The 20,167-nt window shown below is 55.5% G+C and carries 16 protein-coding genes; 4 read left to right on the top strand and 12 right to left on the bottom strand.

What is annotated here, in order from left to right; translation table 11 throughout:
- Positions 1–196 precede the first annotated feature (196 nt).
- Positions 197–1,288 (top strand): glycine cleavage system aminomethyltransferase GcvT, encoded by a 1,092-nt coding sequence (gene gcvT / locus F5984_RS02700; protein WP_152122550.1) that lies wholly within the window; start codon positions 197–199, stop codon positions 1,286–1,288.
- 81 nt (positions 1,289–1,369) lie between these two features.
- Positions 1,370–2,080 (top strand): 2-phosphosulfolactate phosphatase, encoded by a 711-nt coding sequence (locus F5984_RS02695; protein WP_152122548.1) that lies wholly within the window; start codon positions 1,370–1,372, stop codon positions 2,078–2,080.
- A gap of 77 nt (positions 2,081–2,157) precedes the next feature.
- On the opposite strand, the gene acpP is transcribed toward F5984_RS02695, so the two are convergent.
- The 4 genes from acpP to F5984_RS02675 all read right to left on the bottom strand — a co-directional run bounded on the left by acpP (position 2,158) and on the right by F5984_RS02675 (position 6,648).
- A complete protein-coding gene (acpP, locus tag F5984_RS02690) occupies positions 2,158–2,397 on the bottom strand; it encodes an acyl carrier protein (protein WP_019987633.1) in 240 nt (79 codons plus the stop codon).
- A 194-nt stretch (positions 2,398–2,591) separates the two neighbouring features.
- Positions 2,592–3,905 carry a TolC family protein gene (locus F5984_RS02685; RefSeq protein ID WP_152122546.1) on the bottom strand — a complete coding sequence of 438 codons (1,314 nt, stop codon included), beginning with the start codon at positions 3,903–3,905 and terminating at the stop codon, positions 2,592–2,594.
- Positions 3,906–3,907: 2 nt separating this feature from the next.
- Positions 3,908–5,488 carry a DHA2 family efflux MFS transporter permease subunit gene (locus F5984_RS02680; RefSeq protein ID WP_152122544.1) on the bottom strand — a complete coding sequence of 527 codons (1,581 nt, stop codon included), beginning with the start codon at positions 5,486–5,488 and terminating at the stop codon, positions 3,908–3,910.
- A gap of 74 nt (positions 5,489–5,562) precedes the next feature.
- On the bottom strand, positions 5,563–6,648 hold the full coding sequence (locus tag F5984_RS02675; RefSeq protein ID WP_019987636.1) for an HlyD family secretion protein: 1,086 nt from the start codon (positions 6,646–6,648) through the stop codon (positions 5,563–5,565).
- A 162-nt stretch (positions 6,649–6,810) separates the two neighbouring features.
- On the opposite strand from F5984_RS02675, the gene F5984_RS02670 reads away from it, so the two are divergent.
- A complete protein-coding gene (locus tag F5984_RS02670; protein WP_019987637.1) occupies positions 6,811–7,329 on the top strand; it encodes a MarR family winged helix-turn-helix transcriptional regulator in 519 nt (172 codons plus the stop codon).
- On the opposite strand, the gene F5984_RS02665 is transcribed toward F5984_RS02670, so the two are convergent.
- The 7 genes from F5984_RS02665 to F5984_RS02635 form a co-directional block, all read right to left on the bottom strand.
- A complete protein-coding gene (locus tag F5984_RS02665) occupies positions 7,324–7,962 on the bottom strand; it encodes a response regulator (RefSeq protein ID WP_152122542.1) in 639 nt (212 codons plus the stop codon). The genes F5984_RS02670 and F5984_RS02665 overlap by 6 nt on opposite strands.
- Before the next feature lie 344 nt (positions 7,963–8,306).
- Complete coding sequence (locus F5984_RS02660; protein WP_152122541.1) at positions 8,307–10,004, bottom strand: hypothetical protein; 1,698 nt, start codon at positions 10,002–10,004, stop codon at positions 8,307–8,309.
- A 248-nt stretch (positions 10,005–10,252) separates the two neighbouring features.
- Positions 10,253–10,981, bottom strand: coding sequence for a dolichyl-phosphate beta-glucosyltransferase (locus F5984_RS02655; protein WP_019987640.1), 729 nt, complete (start codon positions 10,979–10,981; stop codon positions 10,253–10,255).
- A gap of 71 nt (positions 10,982–11,052) precedes the next feature.
- Positions 11,053–12,477: a DUF6056 family protein gene (locus F5984_RS02650; RefSeq protein ID WP_152122539.1), complete on the bottom strand. Its 1,425-nt coding sequence runs from the start codon at positions 12,475–12,477 to the stop codon at positions 11,053–11,055.
- 107 nt (positions 12,478–12,584) lie between these two features.
- On the bottom strand, positions 12,585–13,484 hold the full coding sequence (locus F5984_RS02645) for a DMT family transporter (RefSeq protein ID WP_152122537.1): 900 nt from the start codon (positions 13,482–13,484) through the stop codon (positions 12,585–12,587).
- Positions 13,485–13,581: 97 nt separating this feature from the next.
- Positions 13,582–14,658: an LptF/LptG family permease gene (locus F5984_RS02640; RefSeq protein WP_019987643.1), complete on the bottom strand. Its 1,077-nt coding sequence runs from the start codon at positions 14,656–14,658 to the stop codon at positions 13,582–13,584.
- A gap of 48 nt (positions 14,659–14,706) precedes the next feature.
- A complete protein-coding gene (locus tag F5984_RS02635; RefSeq protein WP_152122535.1) occupies positions 14,707–15,366 on the bottom strand; it encodes a metal-dependent transcriptional regulator in 660 nt (219 codons plus the stop codon).
- Between the two features lie 207 nt (positions 15,367–15,573).
- Between F5984_RS02635 and F5984_RS02630 the strand changes: the two genes are divergently transcribed.
- A complete protein-coding gene (locus F5984_RS02630; protein ID WP_152122533.1) occupies positions 15,574–16,896 on the top strand; it encodes an Nramp family divalent metal transporter in 1,323 nt (440 codons plus the stop codon).
- A 7-nt stretch (positions 16,897–16,903) separates the two neighbouring features.
- Here the strand turns inward: F5984_RS02630 and F5984_RS02625 are convergent, their stop codons facing one another.
- Complete coding sequence (locus tag F5984_RS02625) at positions 16,904–19,780, bottom strand: TonB-dependent receptor (RefSeq protein ID WP_152122531.1); 2,877 nt, start codon at positions 19,778–19,780, stop codon at positions 16,904–16,906.
- Positions 19,781–20,167: the final 387 nt, after the last annotated feature.

Below are 20,167 nucleotides of genomic sequence, written 5' to 3'. Positions count from 1 at the left end.
CGTCCATCTGCCTGATCTGTGTCATCCGCGTGCCATTTAATTCAAAACGGATTGGCACGCAGATGACGCGGATTGAACGGATTTTCGCGGATTAGGAATCAGAAAAGCCATTCGCGCGCATCGGCCTGATCTGTGTCATCCGCGTTCCTGTTCAATCGTGCTATCAAACCCCTAATTTCCGTACTTTTGCGGCACTATGACCGTCAAACAAATACCGCTCCATCCCCTTCATCAACAGCTTGGAGCCAAGATAATCCCGTTCGCGGGCTTCGACATGCCCGTTCGTTACACGTCTGACCTCGATGAACACCACACCGTCCGCAACGGCGTGGGTATTTTCGATGTCTCGCACATGGGTGAGTTTATTGTCAAAGGCGACGATGCCTGCGCGCTCATCAGCCGCGTATCGGCCAACGACCCCACCCTGCTCTTCGACGGAAAAGTGCAGTACAGCTACCTGCCCAACGGCAAAGGCGGCATCGTCGACGACCTGCTCGTGTACCAAATCAGCCCTGTGGAGTTCATGCTCGTGGTCAATGCCTCGAACATCGACAAAGACTGGGCCTGGATCAACAGCCACGTGGGCGACCTGAACGTGGAGCTGGTGAATGTTTCAGATGGTATGTGTCTGTTTGCGGTGCAGGGCCCGTTGGCGGCTCAGGCGCTACAGCCGCTCACCAATGCCAGGCTCGACGCCATGTCGTACTACACGTTTGAGAAAACCGACTTTGCCGGTCAGGCCAACGTGATTGTATCGGCTACGGGCTACACGGGCGCGGGTGGCTTCGAGATTTATGTCTCCAACCATCAGGCCGAGGCCGTCTGGAATGCCATTATGGAAGCCGGTGCCCCCCACGGTATCAAGCCCATCGGGCTGGGAGCCCGCGACACCCTGCGGCTCGAAATGGGTTACTGCCTGTACGGCAACGACATCAGCGACGAGACCTCGCCTATCGAAGCGGGCCTCGGCTGGGTCACTAAATTCTCGCATGATTTTATCGACGCCGACGTGCTCAAAGCCCAGAAAGAGCAGGGCGTAACCCGCAAACTGGTGGGATTCGAGTTGCTCGACCGGGGCATTCCGCGGGCGCACTACCCCCTCTGTACGGCCGACGGCACGGTGGTGGGTGAGGTTACTTCGGGCACACAGTCGCCCACGCTCGGCAAGGGCATTGGCATGGGCTACGTACCCGCCGAACTCGCCAAACCCGGCACCGAACTCTTTGTGCAGGTACGCGACCGCCTGCTGAAAGCTCAGGTTGTTAAACTGCCATTTATTAAGAAATAAAGGGAATGGGAAGAAGGGAACAAGGAGGAGGGTTATGTACTCTTCACACCTTTTTCCCTTCTCCGGTTTTCCTTCTCCCCTATGAAAAACATTGACGTTTGTATTACCCCCGAACTACTCCACCTGCACAAGATCGACAACACGATTGTGGTGGTAGCCGATGTGTTCCGGGCCACTTCGTGCATGGTTACGGCCTTTGCGTACGGTGTTGAGAGTATTATCCCCGTAGCAACGGTGGATGAGTGCCGCGACCTGCAAAGCCGGGGGTTTCTGGCCGCAGCCGAGCGCAACGCCCAGAAAGTAGAAGGCTTCGACCTCGACAATTCGCCGTTTAGCTACATGGACGACCACATTCGGGGGGCGCAGGTAGCCATGACCACCACCAACGGCACGCTGGCCATTACCAAGTCGCGGTCGGCGGTGAAAGTGCTGGTGGGGTCATTTCTGAATCTGGATGCCATTGTGCGCTACCTCAAATCGCAACCGTACGACGTACTGGTGCTTTGCGCGGGCTGGAAAGGCCGGTTCAATCTGGAAGATACCCTCTTTGCCGGGGCTTTGGTGGAGCGGCTCAAAGACACGTACATGATGGCAGAAGACAGCACCATTATGGCCTGGCGGCTGTACTGTCAGGGGCAGGACAACCTCATTCAGTACCTCGCCAACTCGTCGCACATCCGGCGGCTGCAACGTCTGGGTATTCAGAAAGACATTGCCTACTGCCTGCAACACGACCTGTACGACGTAGTACCCGTACTGCGCGGCAATGCCCTGGTCAATATGAGACGGTAAGGGGTAAGCTACTTATAAACAACGGCCCGGTTCCTGTGCAGGAACCGGGCCGTTGTCGTATAGTCTCAAGACCGGATTTAAACGGGCTGTTCGACCTGTTGTTCGGCTTCGAGGTAGTTGATAACCCCACTCAGGGTGGTGAGTTTCGAATAATCTTCGTCGGGAATTCGGATGCCAAACTCTTGTTCGAGTTGCATGATCAGATCAACCGTGTCGAGACTGTCGAGTCCGAGGTCACGCGTGAAGTGAACGTCGTCCGTGATGGCTGTTCGCTCCACCCCGAAACCGTTTAATATATCGATAATCTTCTCTTTCATACCTGTTGTCGGGGTTTGTAATTTGTCGTGGTGTTATCTGGTTAAGTAACTGCCAGACAAGCTCATTTGTTGTTTTGAATTAGGAATTTTTATGAAACGAATGACCACCGGTTGCCAGGCGGGGATGAGTGGTTCAGAAGCCTCCGGCAACGGTTTTTTGGGCCATTCAGTCACCTACTTGCTTCGCACAAAGCTTATAAATTCTCGCCCAACAGTCGTTTTAATTCTAACTGATTCAGCAATAATTGATACTGAAACGACAATTGGGCCAGGCGAGCCTCTTCAACGCCCGTTTCGGCGGCCTGCAACTCAACCGGCGTAATCACCCCATTACGCAGGCGGGTCTGAGCCAGCGCGAGGGCCTTGTCGGCCTGGGCGACGGCGGTGCTCAGGTTCTGCAAACGAGCCGCGTTGGCCCGCATATCGGCCAGAGTTTGCTCAATATTCTGCCGCAGTTGGGCGTTGGCCGTTTCAACGGCATACCGGCTGGCCGTCAGGTTCACCTGCGCAGCCTGCTCCTGTAGTTTGTACCGCTTGCCCGCATAGAGCGGCACCGACAGGTTTACCCCGGCCACCTCGTTGAACCGTAGCCGGTTGATCTCAGGCAAATACCCATTGCGGTAGCCCGCAGCCCCCGAAAACGAAAGGCTGGGTCGGGCAGCCAACTGTGTCGACCGAATGTCGGCCTCGGCCTGCCGTACCCGATCCAGCACCAGCACCAGTTCCCGGTTGGCTCCCTGCGCGGTTTGCGCGAGAGCATCGGTCTGGTCGGTTGCGGGCAGTGCCCCAAACCCGTCGAAACGGCGGGCGGCTTCGCCAATTGTCTGGGCCGCCGTGGGCACACCGGTCAGGTAAGTAAGCAGGGCGCGTTGCCGGTCGAGCTGGTTCTGAATATCAATTTTGCGGTTTTTGGCCGTTTCGAGCCGCACCTGCTGTGTCAGCACGTCGAACTCGAGCGCATCCCCGTTGCGGAGCCGGTTTGCAATCACCTGAATATTGCCCGTTGCCGTTTTGATGACTGAGTCCTGCACGGCCAGGCTACGTTGCAGAAACCCGATACCGTAGTAAGCCCCGGCCACCTGATACGCCAGATTGAAGCGGGTAAGTTCGAGGTTGTCTTTGGCCAGTTGCACATCGTCCTGCGCGCGGGCCACGTTGGCACGGGTGCGCCCCCAGTCATAGATCGGTACAGCCACGTTGAGCGACGCATTGCCGTTATGATTGGGCTGAAATTGCACCGACACATCGCGGCCATTCACCGGCAGGTTTGCCTTGGGCACGGGGTTGATGTACTGGTACGACGCGTTGGCCGAAACGACCGGCTGTAAGGCCGTACGGGCAATATCGGTGCGCAGCTCACCAGCCTGAATCAGGGCCTGCTGCTCTTTGAGCCGGGGAAAATGGGTATTGGCCTGCCCAATCAGCGCCCGCAAGTCGTCGGGCAGGGCGGGCTGCGCCCAAACTGGCGCGTTCAGAAACAGAAAACAGATGAGTGAGGTGTATTTCATGATCAATGGGCGGCATCGGCGGCTGCTTTGGCGGCTACCGGGTCCATTTTTTTCTTTTTGAGCAAAAACAAAAGCGGAAACGACAAAGCGAAAAACAACCCGGCCAGCCGGAACGTGTCGAGATACGAAATCATCAGGGCCTGTTTCTGAATAATCAGGTCCATGTTGCGCAGAGCGGCCGTACCGGCATCTACGGCGTTCATGCCCCGGGCCACCAGACCCTGGGTCATGGCGTTGAAACGCTCGGTCCAGAGGGGATTATCGGGCGAGATATGGGTAATCAGATCGCCCCGGTGCACCGCCGACCGCTGTGTCACGTAGGTGTTCGTAATGGCCACGCCAAATGCCCCGCCCAGTTGCCGCATCATGTTGACAATGGCAATGCCCGTGGGCATCTGACGCGGCTCCAGCCCCGATACCGACTGGTTGATTAGGGGTACGTTGACAAACGCCAGCCCAATACCCCGAATCACGAGCGCAAACACAAAATCGCCGTTGGAGGTATCGGCGTTGTACGTCGACATGATAAAGCAAAAGGAGGCAAAGGCCACGTATCCTATGATAGCCACCGTTCGGGGCGAAACCCCTTTGGCCAGCAGCCGCCCGGTCAGGATAAACATGGGCAGGGTAGCTAACCCGCCCGGAATCAGCAAAACCCCCGTTTGGGTAGCGGTAAGGCCCACAATCCGTTGCGCAAACAACGGAAACAGGAGCACCGAGGTAAACAGGCCATAGCCCACTACCACCACCAGAATAGACCCAATGGCGAGGTTCCGGTTTTTGAGCGCCCGCAAGTCGACCACCGGTTCGGGTGTGCCGCGCAGCTCCCACCAGATAAAAAATGGTATCGCCACCACGGCCAATACGGTCAGGTACAGAATTACCCGGCTGTCAAACCAGTCGTCGGCCTCGCCCCGCTCCAGCACATACTGCAACGCACCTACGCCAACAGCCAGCAACAGAATCCCCATTGTGTCGATCCGAATGGCCCGCCGGTCGATGTTCAGTTCATCGGCTTTCTTGTCGATGAAAAGTACGCTCATCAGCACCGCCACAATTCCAATCGGCACGTTGATGTAAAACATCCAGCTCCAGTGGTAATTGTCGATGATGTAGCCCCCCAGCGTGGGGCCGAGCGTAGGGCCGAGTACAATGCCCATTCCGAACAGGGCCGAAGCCGTTGCGCGTTGGGAGGGCGGAAACGAGTCGTACATAAGCCCCTGCGAGGTCGATAGCAGGGCCCCGCCCCCGATCCCCTGCAAAAACCGAAAGGCTACCAACACCCAGAGATTATCGGCAAAACCGCACCCCCAAGACGCTACAGTAAACAGAATGATAGAGCCGATGTAGTAGTTTTTGCGACCAAAATACCGCTGCAAAAAGCTCGTCATCGGAATCACAATCACGTTGGCAATGGCGTAGGCCGTCACCACCCACGACACATCTTCGATAGTAACGCCGAGGTTGCCCGCAATATCAGTCAGGCCCACGTTTACAATCGAGGTATCGATCAGTTCAATAATGGCTGCCGTAATGGCCGTAATGACCACCACCCACCGGCGAAATCCCGTTTTTTGTTCCATAATTTTTCAGTGAACAATGAGCAGCGAACAACGAACAGTTAACTGCCTACCGCTAACTGTTAGCTGTTCATTATTCACTGCACTTTAACGGCCACGTCGGTGCTCAGGCCGGCCCGGAGTTGCTCGCGGTATGTTTCGGGATTCAGGATTTCAATTTTCACGGGCACCCGCTGGGTGATCTTCACAAAGTTGCCCGATGCATTGTCGGGCGGCAGCAGGGCAAACCGGGCTCCGGTAGCTTCCGACAACGAGGCCACACGGCCTTTTACGGTCAGGTTCGGGTACGCGTCGATCTTGATGTCGACCTCCTGCCCTACCCGCATGTGTTCGAGCTGGGTCTCTTTGAAATTGGCGACTACCCAAAACGTAGAGTCGGCAATGACGGTCATCAGGTTCTGACCGGGTTGCACGTATTGCCCCACCACCACACTCTTCCGGCCAATTTTGCCCGCAATCGGGGCCGACACCTGCGCGTAGCTCAACCGCAGCCGGGCGTTATCGATAGCCGTTTGCTTTACCTTTAGCACGGCCTCCATTTTCTTTATCGTCGCCTGCGCGCGGGCAATAGCCGCCCCAGCCACACCCTGCCCCGTACGGGCAAGGGCTACCTGCTCCTGACTGGTCTGGAGCTGCCGCTCCTGCACGTCGGCATTATTGCGCGAATCGTCGAGCTGCCGCCGGGTCAGCGACTGATCGTTGAACAGATTCTGGTCGCGCTGCAAATCCTGCCGGGCTTTGTCGCGCCGGAGGGCCTGTACCCCGGCTGATGCCTGTGCTACGTTCAGATTCTGCGCTACGTTGCGGGCGTTGGCTTGTGCGGTTTGCAGATCAGCCCGGGCGGTTTGCAGGTCGGCTTCGGTTTGCAGATAATCGGCTTCGGCCTGTTGCAACGCCAACTGGTATTCCTGCGGGTCGATGGTCAGCAACGGCACCCCTTTTTGTACACTCGCGTAGTCGCTCACATTCACGGCCTGCACGTACCCGGCCACCCGCGCCAATACCGGTGCCGAGCTTGTTTCGATCTGCGCATTGTCGGTTGTTTCATACTGCTGGTTGTGCCGATACGCATTGAACCCGTAAAAACCACCGGTAGCCACTACCACCACCCCCAGCAGGGGCGCTACCAACCGCTTGCCCCAATTTGATGAATCCGTTGCCATCCCTCTTCGTAACCGTTCTAAAGTTTCCTACAACAAAGCTTATAGTCAACTCGTTTGACTATAGAAGGCAAATGTAAACCCGGTTGACTATTAAAGTCAAGCAAGTTGACTATCTTTCGGGAAATATTTTTGAATGCCCTCCGAAACGGCTATTTTTAGGACATGGTCACCCAATCAGACAACGTAACTTTTGATTTTAACCGCTTCCATACGATTCGGATGCGGTCATTAGGCCGGATTTCGTGGCGTCTGAAACGATTCATTGACGGCTTTTTGGAACCGCGTATTCAGGCCCGGGGATTTGCCGATTTTAAGCTGAGCTATCTGGGCGTACTGGCCAATATTGAAGAGGCCGGCACCACCAACAACGAATTGGCCAAGCGGGCGTGCGTTACCAAGCAGATGATGAGCAAAACGGTCAGTCTGCTGGAAAAAGAAGGATATATCTATCTGGAAAAAAACGCCAGCGACTCGCGGTCCAATGTCATCTATCTCAACAAACGCGGCAAGGAGCTGTTTCTGAACCTGCACGAGTGCGTCACCGAAATGAACGAACACTTCCGGCAAATTCTGGGCACCGACCGGCTGGAAGAGCTAATCGACACGATGAAATTTCTGGTCGATGAACTCGACAAGCTACCCACCGCCTTCCCCGGCTGCCCCGGTACAGAAGGGTCATAGCTGCACCAAACCAAGCCGCAGGGCTTCGAGCACCATACCGGTCCGGCTTTTGACGTTGAGCTTCTGAAAAAGCGATTCACGGTAGCCATCTACGGTACGGGTACTGACACACATACGGTCGGCAATTTCGGCGTAGGTCAGGTCGCTGCAAGCCAGTTTGAGAAATTCCTGTTCGCGGGCATTCAGCTGAACGGCGGGCGGTGTGGCTGGCTTCCGCAGCGATTGCAACAGGTATCGGGTGAGGTACTCAGAATAGTAGAAGCCTTTGGTACGTACCTCGTCGAGGGCGTTTCGCAGCTCCGACGGGCGGCACCCTTTGAGCAAATAACCCCGCACGCCGTAGCGTACCATCTGCGCGATATGGTCTTCCCGATCCATCATGGAGAGGGTCAGAATTTTCAGATCGGCATAGTGCTGCTGCAGGTAGGCCGCCGTTTCGAACCCATCCATCTCAGGCATATTCACATCGAGAAGCAAAATATCGGGAATATTCTGTCGTTCCAGCTGATCGATCAGCTCCCGCCCATTACCCACCGTGTACAGCACCTGATAGCCCTCAAATTTATGAATGAGTTCGGCCAGGGCTTGCGCTAATAACTGATGATCATCGGCGATGGCAATCGTGGTATTCATGGAAAGAGTTTCTTTACCGGGAAAGATAAGCGGAAGCGAAAATCATCCCAAAACTTTGTCAGTTCCAGTCCTTCATTTTTACGTAACTGGTCATAAAAAAACCGGCCGCCTTGTGGGCAACCGGTTTTGAGGGTTGGTTTACCCCCCCCTGAAAACAGGAGGGGGTATCTTACCAGATCAATAACTAACCTCTGGATAACCAACTTAATAGGGTATTTGAAAGAGATGCAATGGAAGAGACTTAGCAGCTCAACAACTGTCTTTGAAAGCCTTCTGCTATTTATCAGGATAGACGTTTTGTTCCCCTCCTGTTTTTCAGGAGGGGGTTAGGGGGTGGTACCCCACTACTTCGCCAATACTGTGGCCGTCTGATCGGTGCGCACCAGACGCGAGCCAGCGGGTGTCGTTTCGAACAGGCCAATGTCGTAGCGGCCGGGGGGCAGCAGACCTTTAGGCATCGACGTAAGCCAGCCATTCGGCCGGGCAAACGGGTTTTTACCGGTTGGCTTGCGGGGCTCGGCAAACATCACGTAGGCCGCCTTGCGCCCGTCTGAGGGCCAAAACACCACGTAGGTGCCCTCGTTCATACCTACCCGATAACCGGGCGCATCGCTTTCGAGATTAAAATACCCCGGTTGGTCGAGCAAACGAAACGACGTGGCAATCCGGGGGCCAAGCTGCGCCCGCCCGACTGAATCGAGCAGCAAACGGGTTTCGTCGGGCGTAATGGCCGGATTAGGCAGGGTGTGCCAATTTCGTACCCGCATGGTGCTGTCGAGTTCGATAATCCAGCGAGCCAAGGGCGAGTTGTGCGTACCACCGAGGCCAATCTGATTGTGCTGCTGATTGAACGTAAGCCCCTGCATATGTTTCCGGCGCACTACGGCCTCAGGTACGTACGTCACGTAGGTCAACACATTGACAAACAGGAAAAGCCCCCACAGAACCGGCACCAGACGTTGCCGGGTTTGGGGTTTCAGCAGGCTCAGCAACGCCAGATAGCCTACGGCCCAAAGTACCATTGAGTAGGTCCGGTACGAACTGTGCAGTACCATACCGAAGTAAAACCGTATCCGGAAAAACGCAATCAGGGCCATATTGGCCAGCAAAAACAAAGCTACCCCGGTCAAAAACGTCTCGAAATGCGAGCGGTTGGCTTCTTTCCGAAACACCACCCGAACGAGCCACCAGGCCAGTACACCTACCACCGCCAGACCGGCCAGTAATGGAAGGGCCGACCGCCGTTCGACGGTCCAGGCCGGAAAAAAATCGAACAGACTCCCCGCGAAGATGAAGAAACCCGCCAGGGTCTGAATCGGGTGAGCCAGTACATAGGCAAACCCCTCAGCATTGCCCTGTTGCACGGGGTAATTCAGAAAATACAGCCAGATACACACCGCCCCGAATACCAGCCAGATACCGAGCCATAACCACCGCCGACGAATCAGGAGCATGGCCGCCCCGGCAGGCCAGAGCAAAATACCATTGCCCATGCTAAACGTAGCCAGCGCCCCCAGCCCCAATGCCCCCGCAAACGAACCGGGCCGGTCGTAAGCCAGCACAAAAAACGTAAGCAGCACCAGCACAATAATGGCTAAGTATTGCAGGGTGTAAATAGCCGTGAACGTGAGCAGGTAGTTTTGCGCCACAAAGAGCATCAAGGGTACAGGCAGCAGCCAGAACCGCGAATTAGCCCCCTCCAGCGAACTCGTACTGCGGTAAAGAAGCCCGAAAATGAGCACTAGGCCCAGGTTTCCCCACAGCATCAGCCCCGAAAACGAAAGCCCGCCCGTGAGCAGGTATTGCGCGTACACCACCAGCCGGGCGTACAACACCCGGTGCTCGTTGTTGGGCTTCAGCAGGGCGTCGAGGCCTTCGGAAACCGAACGGGCATCGACAAACCGCTGGAGAAAATACGGGATATTCTCGTACTCATCGAACCACGGAATGTTGTACCGCAGCGCGAAGAAATACACAAAGAAAACGGCAATGGGAAGAATCAGTAAGGCCGTTTGGAGGTATCGGTTCGTGAATAGTTTCAAATCATAAAGGTTTTTGTTCGATACATGGGGCGGATTCGTTCGCGGCTAATCAGGGAAGATGTGGCCACGAGCCTTTACCGCCCTTTAGAAGCTGTTTGAGTTAGCGATTTGAGACCGTAGGGAGCGAATTTTGGTTGCTGACAAGCCAGTTTTTGCCGGTCGTAGCGGTTGCTACGACCCAAAAAAGTGGCGCAGACAGCGACCAAAAGCTGCCCTTACGGGCCAAAGGGACTAACTCAAACAGCTTCTCACTTATATGCCTGCCCGATTCGGTACAACTCGAACCAGAGCTTGAGGTAATACGACATTTTGATCCGCGACTCATCTTTTTCGATCCACTGCCGCAGGGGCATCTCAACCACCCGCGCGCGGATACCATCGCGGCCGTACTGCCGGATCAGCCGGGCCAGAATCTCGACATCGAATAGCCACGGGCTCAGAAAAGGCTCACCAAAAAGACCCGCAATGGTTTCGCGCCGAAAGAGCTTGGCCCCGCACTGGGTGTCGTACACGCCCAGTTTCAGAATATTACTGATAAACGTAGCCACCACCCGCCCGGCGTAGTGCCGAAAGGGGTTCCGGCGGATGTCGGTACCCAAAAACTTGATTCGCGACCCCATCACCAGATCCAGTTCCGGCTGTGGACTCATCCGGGCTTCCAGATCCTGAATAGCCGCCAGGGGCGTAGCCAGATCGGCATCCAGAAACCCCACAAAATCGGCTTGGCCCTGTTCCGCTACGTGCAGCATACCCGCCCGCACCGCCCCGGCTTTACCCCGATTTTGCGGTAAAATCAGGGCCTCAACCTGCGCCGGATGCTCGGCTTGTAGCCGTTCGAGCAGGGCGCGGGTTTGGTCGGTGCTGCCATCGTCGACAAAGCAAAAGCGCACCTCGGGGTACTGCTGCCAATACGCTTCAAAATCGGCAACCGGCAACCGTGTGGCTTCGTTGTAACAGGGGATAATGATGGCGGTCATGATTATGAATTGAGTGATGAACGATAAGTGATGAGTGATGAACGTGGCTTACGCGTTAGCAAGCTCATCAATCATCGTTTATCATTCATCATTAGCAAAATGGTTTTGTGCTTGTAATACCCCGCCTGACACTTATTCCAGAGGTGCTGTGGATTGGGGTTGATGTCTTCGACAAACAGACTCGGCGGGTACACGCTGATTGGCCGAATACGCAGCGACTCGCCCGAGGCCAGCAACTGCTCGCGCCGGGCGTTCATTTCGCGGTTATAGGTAGCCGCGTGGCCTCGCAGCAGATCGTTGTACACCAGCCGAATAGGTCGGCTAAAGTACAGGCTCGTCAGCATCCAGACACCCGCCAGCGCGGGTGCCCACACGGGTACCTGCAACCGCTCGGAATGAATCACCCCCTGCCGCGCCAACGTATTCACCCAAACGGTGAGGGTGAACAACCACCCCACCAGGGCCATGTCGTAAAACACGTTCATGGTTCGGAAAGCCGGGGGTAGTCCGATGCCGTAGTACGACGGAAAAATCATGGCAGCCAGCAGACCCACATATGCTATCGACACCAGCCAGGCCGGTAACTGAAACAGATGCCGCACGGGGCTCCCCGACCGGGTGAGCCGCAAAGCCACGGGCACAAACAACAGTGACAACGGAATCAGGGGCGACTTGAGCAGCAACGTTCCGACCGACTGGGCCAGCCAGCCAAACGAACCCAGAAACGAAGCCACAAAATCGCCACTGTGCGGATTGCCGCCCATCCGGACGGCATTGCCCGGTGCCCGGAACAGAAGCCAGCTCGATATCAGGGCAGCCAGCACCAGCCCCGCCAGAAACGGATCAAACGTGCGCTGAAACAGCAATCGATACCCCGCAATAGCCAGCAGTAATAAAACGAGTAAAATAAGGTTGGTTTCGCCCGAGCCGACGATAGCAAACACCAGAAACGACGCCCAGACAACCGTCAGCGGCCGAATGAGACCGGCAGCCGGTAGCCGGTACCAGCGGATCATCACAGCCAGCAGGTAAAACGTCAGGGCTGTCGGAACGGTGTACGAGGCCACGGCCGCTGTCCAGAAAAACGCTTCGACGGTGCTTTGTTGCGCCACCATCATCGAGAAAAACAGCAGGGCCGTTGTGAGCAGAATCGTCGTGATTCGCTGCCCGCGCAAGAGCTCGCTCATCAGACTGAATACCGACCCCAGCAAGCCCAGTATCGACAGGGCCGGAATGAGCCGAAAGCCATCGTACCAGCCCCATACCAGCGGGTTGCCGTGTACCAGAAAGTTAGAAAAGTACCGGCCCGTCCACCAGTCGTAGTAGTAGACCTGTGCCTGCCAGAACCCTTCACGTACGGCGGTATCGGCAAAACAGTAGTCGTCGGCAGCCGAGGGATGGTTAAAAAACGACAGAATGAACAGGGGCACGAACACCGCCAAAAAGAAACCGAATCCGGCCAGTTTGGTGGCGATTGGAATGATGGGTGACTTCATACAGAGAATAGACCGAAACGAGGCAACTCACTCGTACTGAACAAGCTACTCTCGCCTATCCGGTCGGCAAGAAACCGAATCGTCGGCCGCTATAAACTAAAAACCACTTATTTTTCTTTGTTTGCCAGAAACGGAAACCCGATCACCGCAACCAGAATAACCAGTGTACCCAGGTAAAACCCAGTGGTCATGCGCTCGGTATCCCCGAAAATGAGTACGGCAAGCAAGATTCCATAAACTGGCTCCAAATTTACAGTTAATATGGCCAGATACGCCGAAAACTTACGCAACAGTCGGACACCCGCCGTGTAGGCATATACGGTACACACCCAGGCAAGCAGCAAAAGCCACCCCCACTGCGCCCCCGACTGCGGCCAGAACACATCGGTCGGTTGGCCCCAAATAAGGCTGTACAGCCCCACCAGCGGCACCGATGTCAGAAAAGCCCCGGCCATCTCGTGCGTCGAAATAACCAGAGCCTCGTACCGGTGCGTAAACTGACTGTTGATGATCGTGAACAGGGCGCCCAGCATAGCCGACAGTATGGCGGCCAGCAACCCGCCCACCTTATCGAACTCAAACCGAAAAATCAGGTACAGACCACCCATCACCACAGCCCCCAGCAGCACCTCAACCGGTCGCACCCGTCGGCGCAACAGCAGCGGCTCCAGCACGCTCGCCCAGAGCGAACTCGTGGCCATGCCCGCCAGACATACCGAAACATTGGCCAGCCGGGCGGCCGCAAAAAACGCCATCCAATGCACGGCAATAATAGCCCCCACACCCAGCAAACGCCAGCGGTCGCGGCTCGACACGGGCGCCACCGGGTTCTCGTTCCGGTGTCCATACCACAGCACCGCGCCCATGCCGATCACGGCCAGCAAGGTCCGATACAGCACCACCGCCAGGGGCGACAGTGGATCCAGCAGCTTACCCAGAATAGCCGTAAAGCCCCAGATCAGTACAATAAAATGGAGATGTAAATAATCGGCAGTACGGGTTTGCATAGTGAAGGCGTAAGGGAGGAGCGATGAGTGATGAGTGATGAGCGATGAGTTTTTCTGTTCATCGTTCATCACTCATCATTCATCACTCTTTCTACCCCTACCTCGGGATCGTATGGTACAAAATTACGCCAATACCGGCAAAGAGAATGTTGGGCATCCAGACGGCCAGCAGAGGGTTGAGGTTACCCGATTCGGCAATGCCTTTGCCGAGCATGAAAAACAAGAGGTACGTAAACGCCAGAAAGAAACCCAGTGCGACCTGCCAGCCTACCCCCCGCCGACTTTTACGGGCCGACACAATCACCCCGATAACCGTCAGAATGATAATGGCAAACGGGCGGGTATCGCGTGAATATTTCTCAAGCAGGTACACCTCTATGCCATCGGCTCCCCGGCTACGGAGCAGGTCGATGTAATTGTTCAGTTCGGGGAGGGTAAAGGTTTCAAACAGATTGAAATCACTCTCAAAATCGGAGGGCTTCATGTTGAGCGTCGTATCGATCCGGGTGCCGGGCTGCAACGTCTCATTCTGTCCATTGATCGTCCGAATTTTATAGTCAACAATAGCCCATTTACGGCGGGTGCTGTCCCACTCAATCCGGTCGGCCGAGAGTTTCTGCTGCAACTGATTGCCCTGCATACGCTCCAGGGTAAACTTATAGCCGGTACGGGTCGTGTTGTTATAGCTTTCGAGGTAAGCGTACACATCGGGCGCAATTTTGAGGTGTACGTTACGCCCGTTGAACGTGTAGGCGTCTTTGGTGTATTTCAGCTCAAAAGCAATGCGGGTTTTGTTGGCCCGTGGAATGATGTAATTCACCATGAAATACGTGAACACGGCCAGAATACCCGCCCCAACGGCATAGGGCAACAGAAGCCGCATAAAACTGACCCCGCTGCTCAGAATGGCGATAATCTCGGTACGGGCCGCCAGCCGCGATGTCAGAAACACCGTGGCAATAAACACCATAAGCGGGCTGATGTAGTTGGCCCAGTACGGAATAAAGTTGAGGTAGTAATCGAACAGAACCGCGTTGGTGGGCGCGTTGTGTTTTCTGAAATCTTCGATTTTTTCGGTGTAGTCGATCATCACGACCACCAGCACGATTACGGCTACGACAAAGACGTAGGTTTGCAGAAATCGCTTGAGAATATACCAGTCTAAAAGTTTCATAGAATAGGCGAAAGACCTACAAGCCGGGGCAGAGCGTTTAATTTCTTATTATTCTCCCTCTACGAGCAGGTTACGGGCCACGTCGTGACTTACAAACAACGTGCTTTCGGGTTGAATCTGCACCAGCAGCGACTTATCAAACGCGTTAATTTCTCTTAACGTTATAGAACAACCGAGCGTGAGCCCTGTCCGGTTCAGGTGTTGCAGAAATTCGGGGGAGTGTTCGAGCACGCCCATCACACAAACCGACTCCCCGGCCGCCACCTCCGACAGCTTGCGGTAGCCCGTTTGCGGCATGGCCCCCGCCGTGGTCGGAATGGGGTCGCCGTGGGGGTCAAACTGCGGATGCTCCAGAAACTTATCGAGCCGCTCCACCAGCTCGTCGGACCGGATGTGTTCCAGTTCCTCGGCCATGTCGTGCACTTCGTCCCAGCCGAAGCCCAGTTTATCAACCAGAAAAACCTCCCAGAGCCGGTGCCGCCGGATAATTTTCAGGGCCAGCCGCTCGCCTTCGCTTGTAAGCCGCACGCCCTGATACTTGCGGTAATGAATCAACTGTTTGTCGGCCAGCTTACGCAGCATGTCTGTTACCGAAGCCGCCTTAGTGGCCGTCATTTCGGCTAAGGCATTGGTCGTCACCTCGCCCTGTTGCCGGGTAGCGAGGTAATAGATGGTCTTGAGATAATTTTCTTCGGTGAACGAATGCATAAGCGAAACCAGAATGCCCCTCTCCCCCCGAACATTTCAGTGGTTGAGCGCGAACATTTGCTCCGTAAAAATAGTTTTTAATCATGACGAACAAAAAATTTAGGCAAGTCTAAATTTTAGACGTATACTTGTCGTAAATCTGAATTTGGCGAACAAAAACCCTATTCAAACCCTGTACTCAACCAAAACTCTATCGTTTACTCACCTATGAAAGCCTGGCGACAGCCCAACCTGACCAACTCACTGCCCGAAGTACATGGTAGCATCCATGTGCCGCTCAACAAAGGGTTTTGGCGCACACTGGCTGCGTATGCGGGGCCGGGCCTGCTGGTAGCCGTGGGGTACATGGACCCCGGCAACTGGGCTACCGATATTGCAGGGGGCTCACAGTTTGGCTACAAGCTGCTGTCGGTCATACTGATTTCCAATCTGTTTGCCATGCTTTTGCAGCACCTGTCGCTCAAGCTGGGCATTGCCACCGGTCGCGACCTGGCTCAGGCCTGCCGCGACAGTTACTCGCGCCCGGTGTCGCTGGTGTTGTGGGCACTGGCCGAAATTGCCATTGCCGCTACCGACCTGGCCGAGGTCATCGGGTCGGCCATTGCACTCAACCTGCTGTTTGGCCTGCCCTTGCCCGTTGGCGTGGCCCTGACGGTGCTCGATGTGTTTGTACTGCTATACCTGCAACAGCGGGGCTTCCGCCTGATCGAAAGTATTGTGGGGAGCCTGATTCTGATTATTGTGGTTTGTTTCGCCTACGAACTGCTACTGGCCCAACCCGACGTATCGGCTTTGCTGGGTGGATTGGTTCCCCGCGCCGAGGTGGTCACCACACCGGGTATGCTCTACGTAGCCATCGGGATTCTGGGCGCTACCGTGATGCCGCACAACCTGTACCTGCACTCCAGCATTGTACAGACCCGCAACTACGCCCGCAACGACGAAGGGCGCACGCAGGCTATCCGGTTTGCCACCATCGACTCAACGGCCTCGCTCTTTCTCGCTTTCTTTATCAATGCGGCTATACTTATTCTGGCGGCCGCCACATTCCACTACTCCGGCAACCAACAAGTGGCCGATATTAACGATGCCTACAAACTGCTGACTCCCCTGCTCGGCTCCACCGTTGCCAGTATTGTGTTTGGAGTGGCCTTGCTGGCATCTGGCCAAAACTCGACCCTTACGGGCACGATTGCCGGCCAGATTGTGATGGAAGGCTTTCTGAATCTGAAGCTCAAACCGTGGGTTCGGCGGTTGGTAACGCGGTTGCTGGCGGTGGTCCCGGCCATGATCGTTGCCATCTTGTACGGCGAGCGCGGTACGGCCGAGTTGCTGGTGCTGAGCCAGGTGATTTTGTCCCTGCAACTAAGCTTTGCGGTGGTGCCACTGGTGCGGTTCACCAGTAATCGGCTCAAGATGGGCCGTTTTGTGAACCCCCGCTGGGTGACCATTACGGCCTGGCTTGTAGCGGTTATTATTATCGCCCTGAATGCGTACCTGCTCTGGAGTACGTTTAACTGGCTGGGGTAGGCACAACCTACGATTTAAACTGCCGCAGGTTGTAGGTGAAGGTCAGCATAAAATAGCGGTTGAGCACCAATGAGCGGGTATCTTCGAGGTAGGTCTCCGAAAACGTCCGGCTGATGCTGTTGTTCTGATTCAGCAAATCGAAAACCGAGAGTCGAATTTCGCCATTCTGGTTTTTGAACACCCGCTGGGCGATACTCGCGTTCCACAGAGCAAACTGCTGGTTGAACCCACCCGACAACCCCGCGTATTGCTGGTAGTTGAGGTCAGAGCGAATGACCAGCCCTTTCCAGGGGTTCCAGGTCAGGTTGGCCCCCGCCGACTGCGTACTGTAGTCATTGTCGAGCTGCGGCCGTAACGTGTTGGTGACCCGGTTATAGCCGAAGGTGTACGAGAGGGCAAAGTCGATTTTTTCGCTGATGTTACTGCTCAGCACCACACCCTGACTCAGCCCGTAGGCGTGGGCCCGGTTCACCGCGTTGTTGATCAGGCTCGGCGTGCGGTTGTACGTGAGCGAGGTATTCAGGTTCAGGTTGCTTTTGATAAACGAGACCGGTGTGCCGAACGAAATAAACGCCCGCCCGTTCACAGCATCTTCGGTATTAATGGGCCGCGTGAGTTGGGTGCCTTTTTGCAGAAACACGCCCTGCCCCGTCGACGCGACCACGCCCGGTACAAACTGGGCACTGTCGGCAATGAACAACGACGAGCCGATGGGGTCGTTGAGGTAGCCAAAATTGAGCAGCGCCACCAGATTATTCGCTTTTTCGACCGAGGTATGGGTCAGGCGGGTGGTAAGTGTATGGGTATAGCTCTGTTTCAGACCGGGATTCCCGATAGATTGTTGCAGGGGATTCGTGTTGTCGAGTACATTTTGCAACTGGTTGATACCCGGTGCCTGCGTACCGGTGCGGTAGGTCAGGCGCAGACGCAGGTCGTCGGTAAATCGGTAATCGGCCGTCAGTGAAGGCAGCACATTGGTAAACACCCGGCGCACTTCGCCCACGCGCGGAAACAACTGCTGGCTGAGCAGATCGGCCCGTTGCAGGTCGAGCCCGACCGAAATCCGCACCGTTTTGTTCGCCAGATTGTAGCCAAGGCCAGCCCGCTGCGTAAGGTAATCGTTGTCGAATCGGTTGCTCAGCAGGGAGTCGAGCCGGTCGTAGCGGTCAGAGGCTGGATTGAGCCGGTACGTATATCGATCAGCGTTACTCCGGTTGATACCCGCATTGTACGAAACCTGCAGGATTCCTTTGCCAATGGGCTCAGTATAGGTCGCATTGGCCGACACCTGATAACTGTTTGAGCGGTTGGTAGTTTGCTGGTTCTGAAGCTGCCGCACGGTTGTATCGATCTCGAAAAACTCGTTGCGTGATGCCAGCATACTCAGCCCGTCGCGGTCGTTGAGCGCCGTGTTTAGGTTAATGGAAAACGTCCGGCCGCGTTTGTCGAACCGGTGCCGAAACAGGAGCCCGTTGTTAAACGAATACCCGTTGTTGCGGGCCGAAAAGGTATTGTCCGACCTATTGAGCAAGCTACTACCAAGCCGGGTTTCGCTGTTGGTGAGCGAGTTAGCCGTGTTGGTCTGAAAGCTCAGCCGGGGCGTCAGAATCAGCGAATTCTTTTTGTCGATGGTATATTCGAGCCGGGCGTTGAGCCGGTGATTCAGGTTGGAGCCATTATCGCCCGATTGTTCACGGTACCGCTGCGTCGAGTCGCCGATGTTCTGGTAATACTCCCGCAGTTGCGACTGCTCATTTCGGTTGCGGCTCTGATTCAGAAAATAACTCCCGCGAATGGCCAGCTTCGTCCCCCATGTATCGGTGTAGTTGATACCAAAAGCGTTAGTGGTGTTGATACCACTTTGTTGACCCACCAGAAAATTATCGGTGCTGCCGCCCCCGTTACTGCCACCGCCACCACCGTTGCCACGGCCACCCCGGCCTCCACCATTGCCACGGCCACCCCGCCGGGCATTGCCACCACCACCGCCCCCACCCAGCACTCCGAGCAGATCCTGATTGGAGAAGTTTTGCTGGTTGATGTTGTTGCTTTGCCCGATAATCGAGATACGTCGGTCGCCGTTGAACAGGTTCACACTCCCCCCAGCCGCGTAGGTCTCGTTGGTACCTGCTCCGGCGTACACCTTACCAAATTGACCGTTCCGGCGGTCGGGGCGGGTAACGATATTGATGGTTTTTAGCGTGTTGCCATCGTTGACGCCCGTAAACTGCGACTGATCGCTCAACCGGTCGAACACTTCAATTTTGTCGATTACCTCGGCCGGCAGATTCCGAAGGGCCACGGTCGGGTCGTCACCAAAAAACGGTTTGCCATCTACCAGCACCTCCCGCACGTTTTCACCCTGTACTTTTAGCTGTCCCCCGCTCATATCAATGCCCGGCAGTTTGCGCACAAGGTCTTCGGCCTGGGCATCGCGGTTTACCTTAAAGGCATTCGCATTGAACTGAAGCGTATCCCCTTTCTGCTCGGCCGTCAGGGTTTTGCCCTTCACTACCACCTCCTTCAGCTCGCGGGCGGTTTCGCTCAGCTGGATTGTTGGCAGTTGCACCCGCCCCGAATCGACCTGTACGGTTTGCGAAACGGGCGTAAACCCAATAAAGGTAGCCAGCAGCCGATACGCACCCGTCGGCACGTTTTCGACCAAAAACTGACCACTCACGTCGGTTACGGCCCCGCGTTGCAGGCTACTGTCGGTTTGGGCCACCAGGCGGACAGTCACCCCGATAAGAGCTTCCCCCTTGGGGTCGGTGACGGTGCCACTCACCGACCCGGTTTGCTGGGCCAGGCTCAGGCCCGTGGTCAGTAGCATAAAAAGAAAACCGTAGCCCCATTGGCAACCGGCGCGAATCAGGAAGGTGTGCATACGTCAGGATCGAGAAGGCGGTGAACAACAACCCAACGGGTTGGTGGTGTTGGTGTATGGACTAATAATCATTCCGAAGGTTTATTTATACCCAACGGATTTGTCCCGATCCTCTTTTGCGGTCTTTTATCGATGAAGTGAGGAGAGTCATTAGCGTAAACGTTAGTGTGTCACCCCGACCGCGGGAGGAGGCTTTCTAAACCGTCGACCATAAGGCCCCTTCGAACGTCGGGGCGACTTCAGTACTGGATATTCGGACTTCAGACATTAGACGTTAGATGTATTGAGTGATAAGGTTGTTCTCCTTTTGGCTGTCCTGTACAACCACTGCCAGGGTCTTCGACCACTGGCAGGGTTTGGGTTGCTCACTCCCTGCCAGTGGTCGAA

Source organism: Rudanella paleaurantiibacter, assembly GCF_009184635.1.
In the GTDB taxonomy this organism is placed as follows: domain Bacteria; phylum Bacteroidota; class Bacteroidia; order Cytophagales; family Spirosomataceae; genus Rudanella; species Rudanella paleaurantiibacter.
The sequence above is the reverse complement of the archived record's forward strand: the minus strand, read 5'-3'. Positions and strand labels throughout refer to the sequence as shown.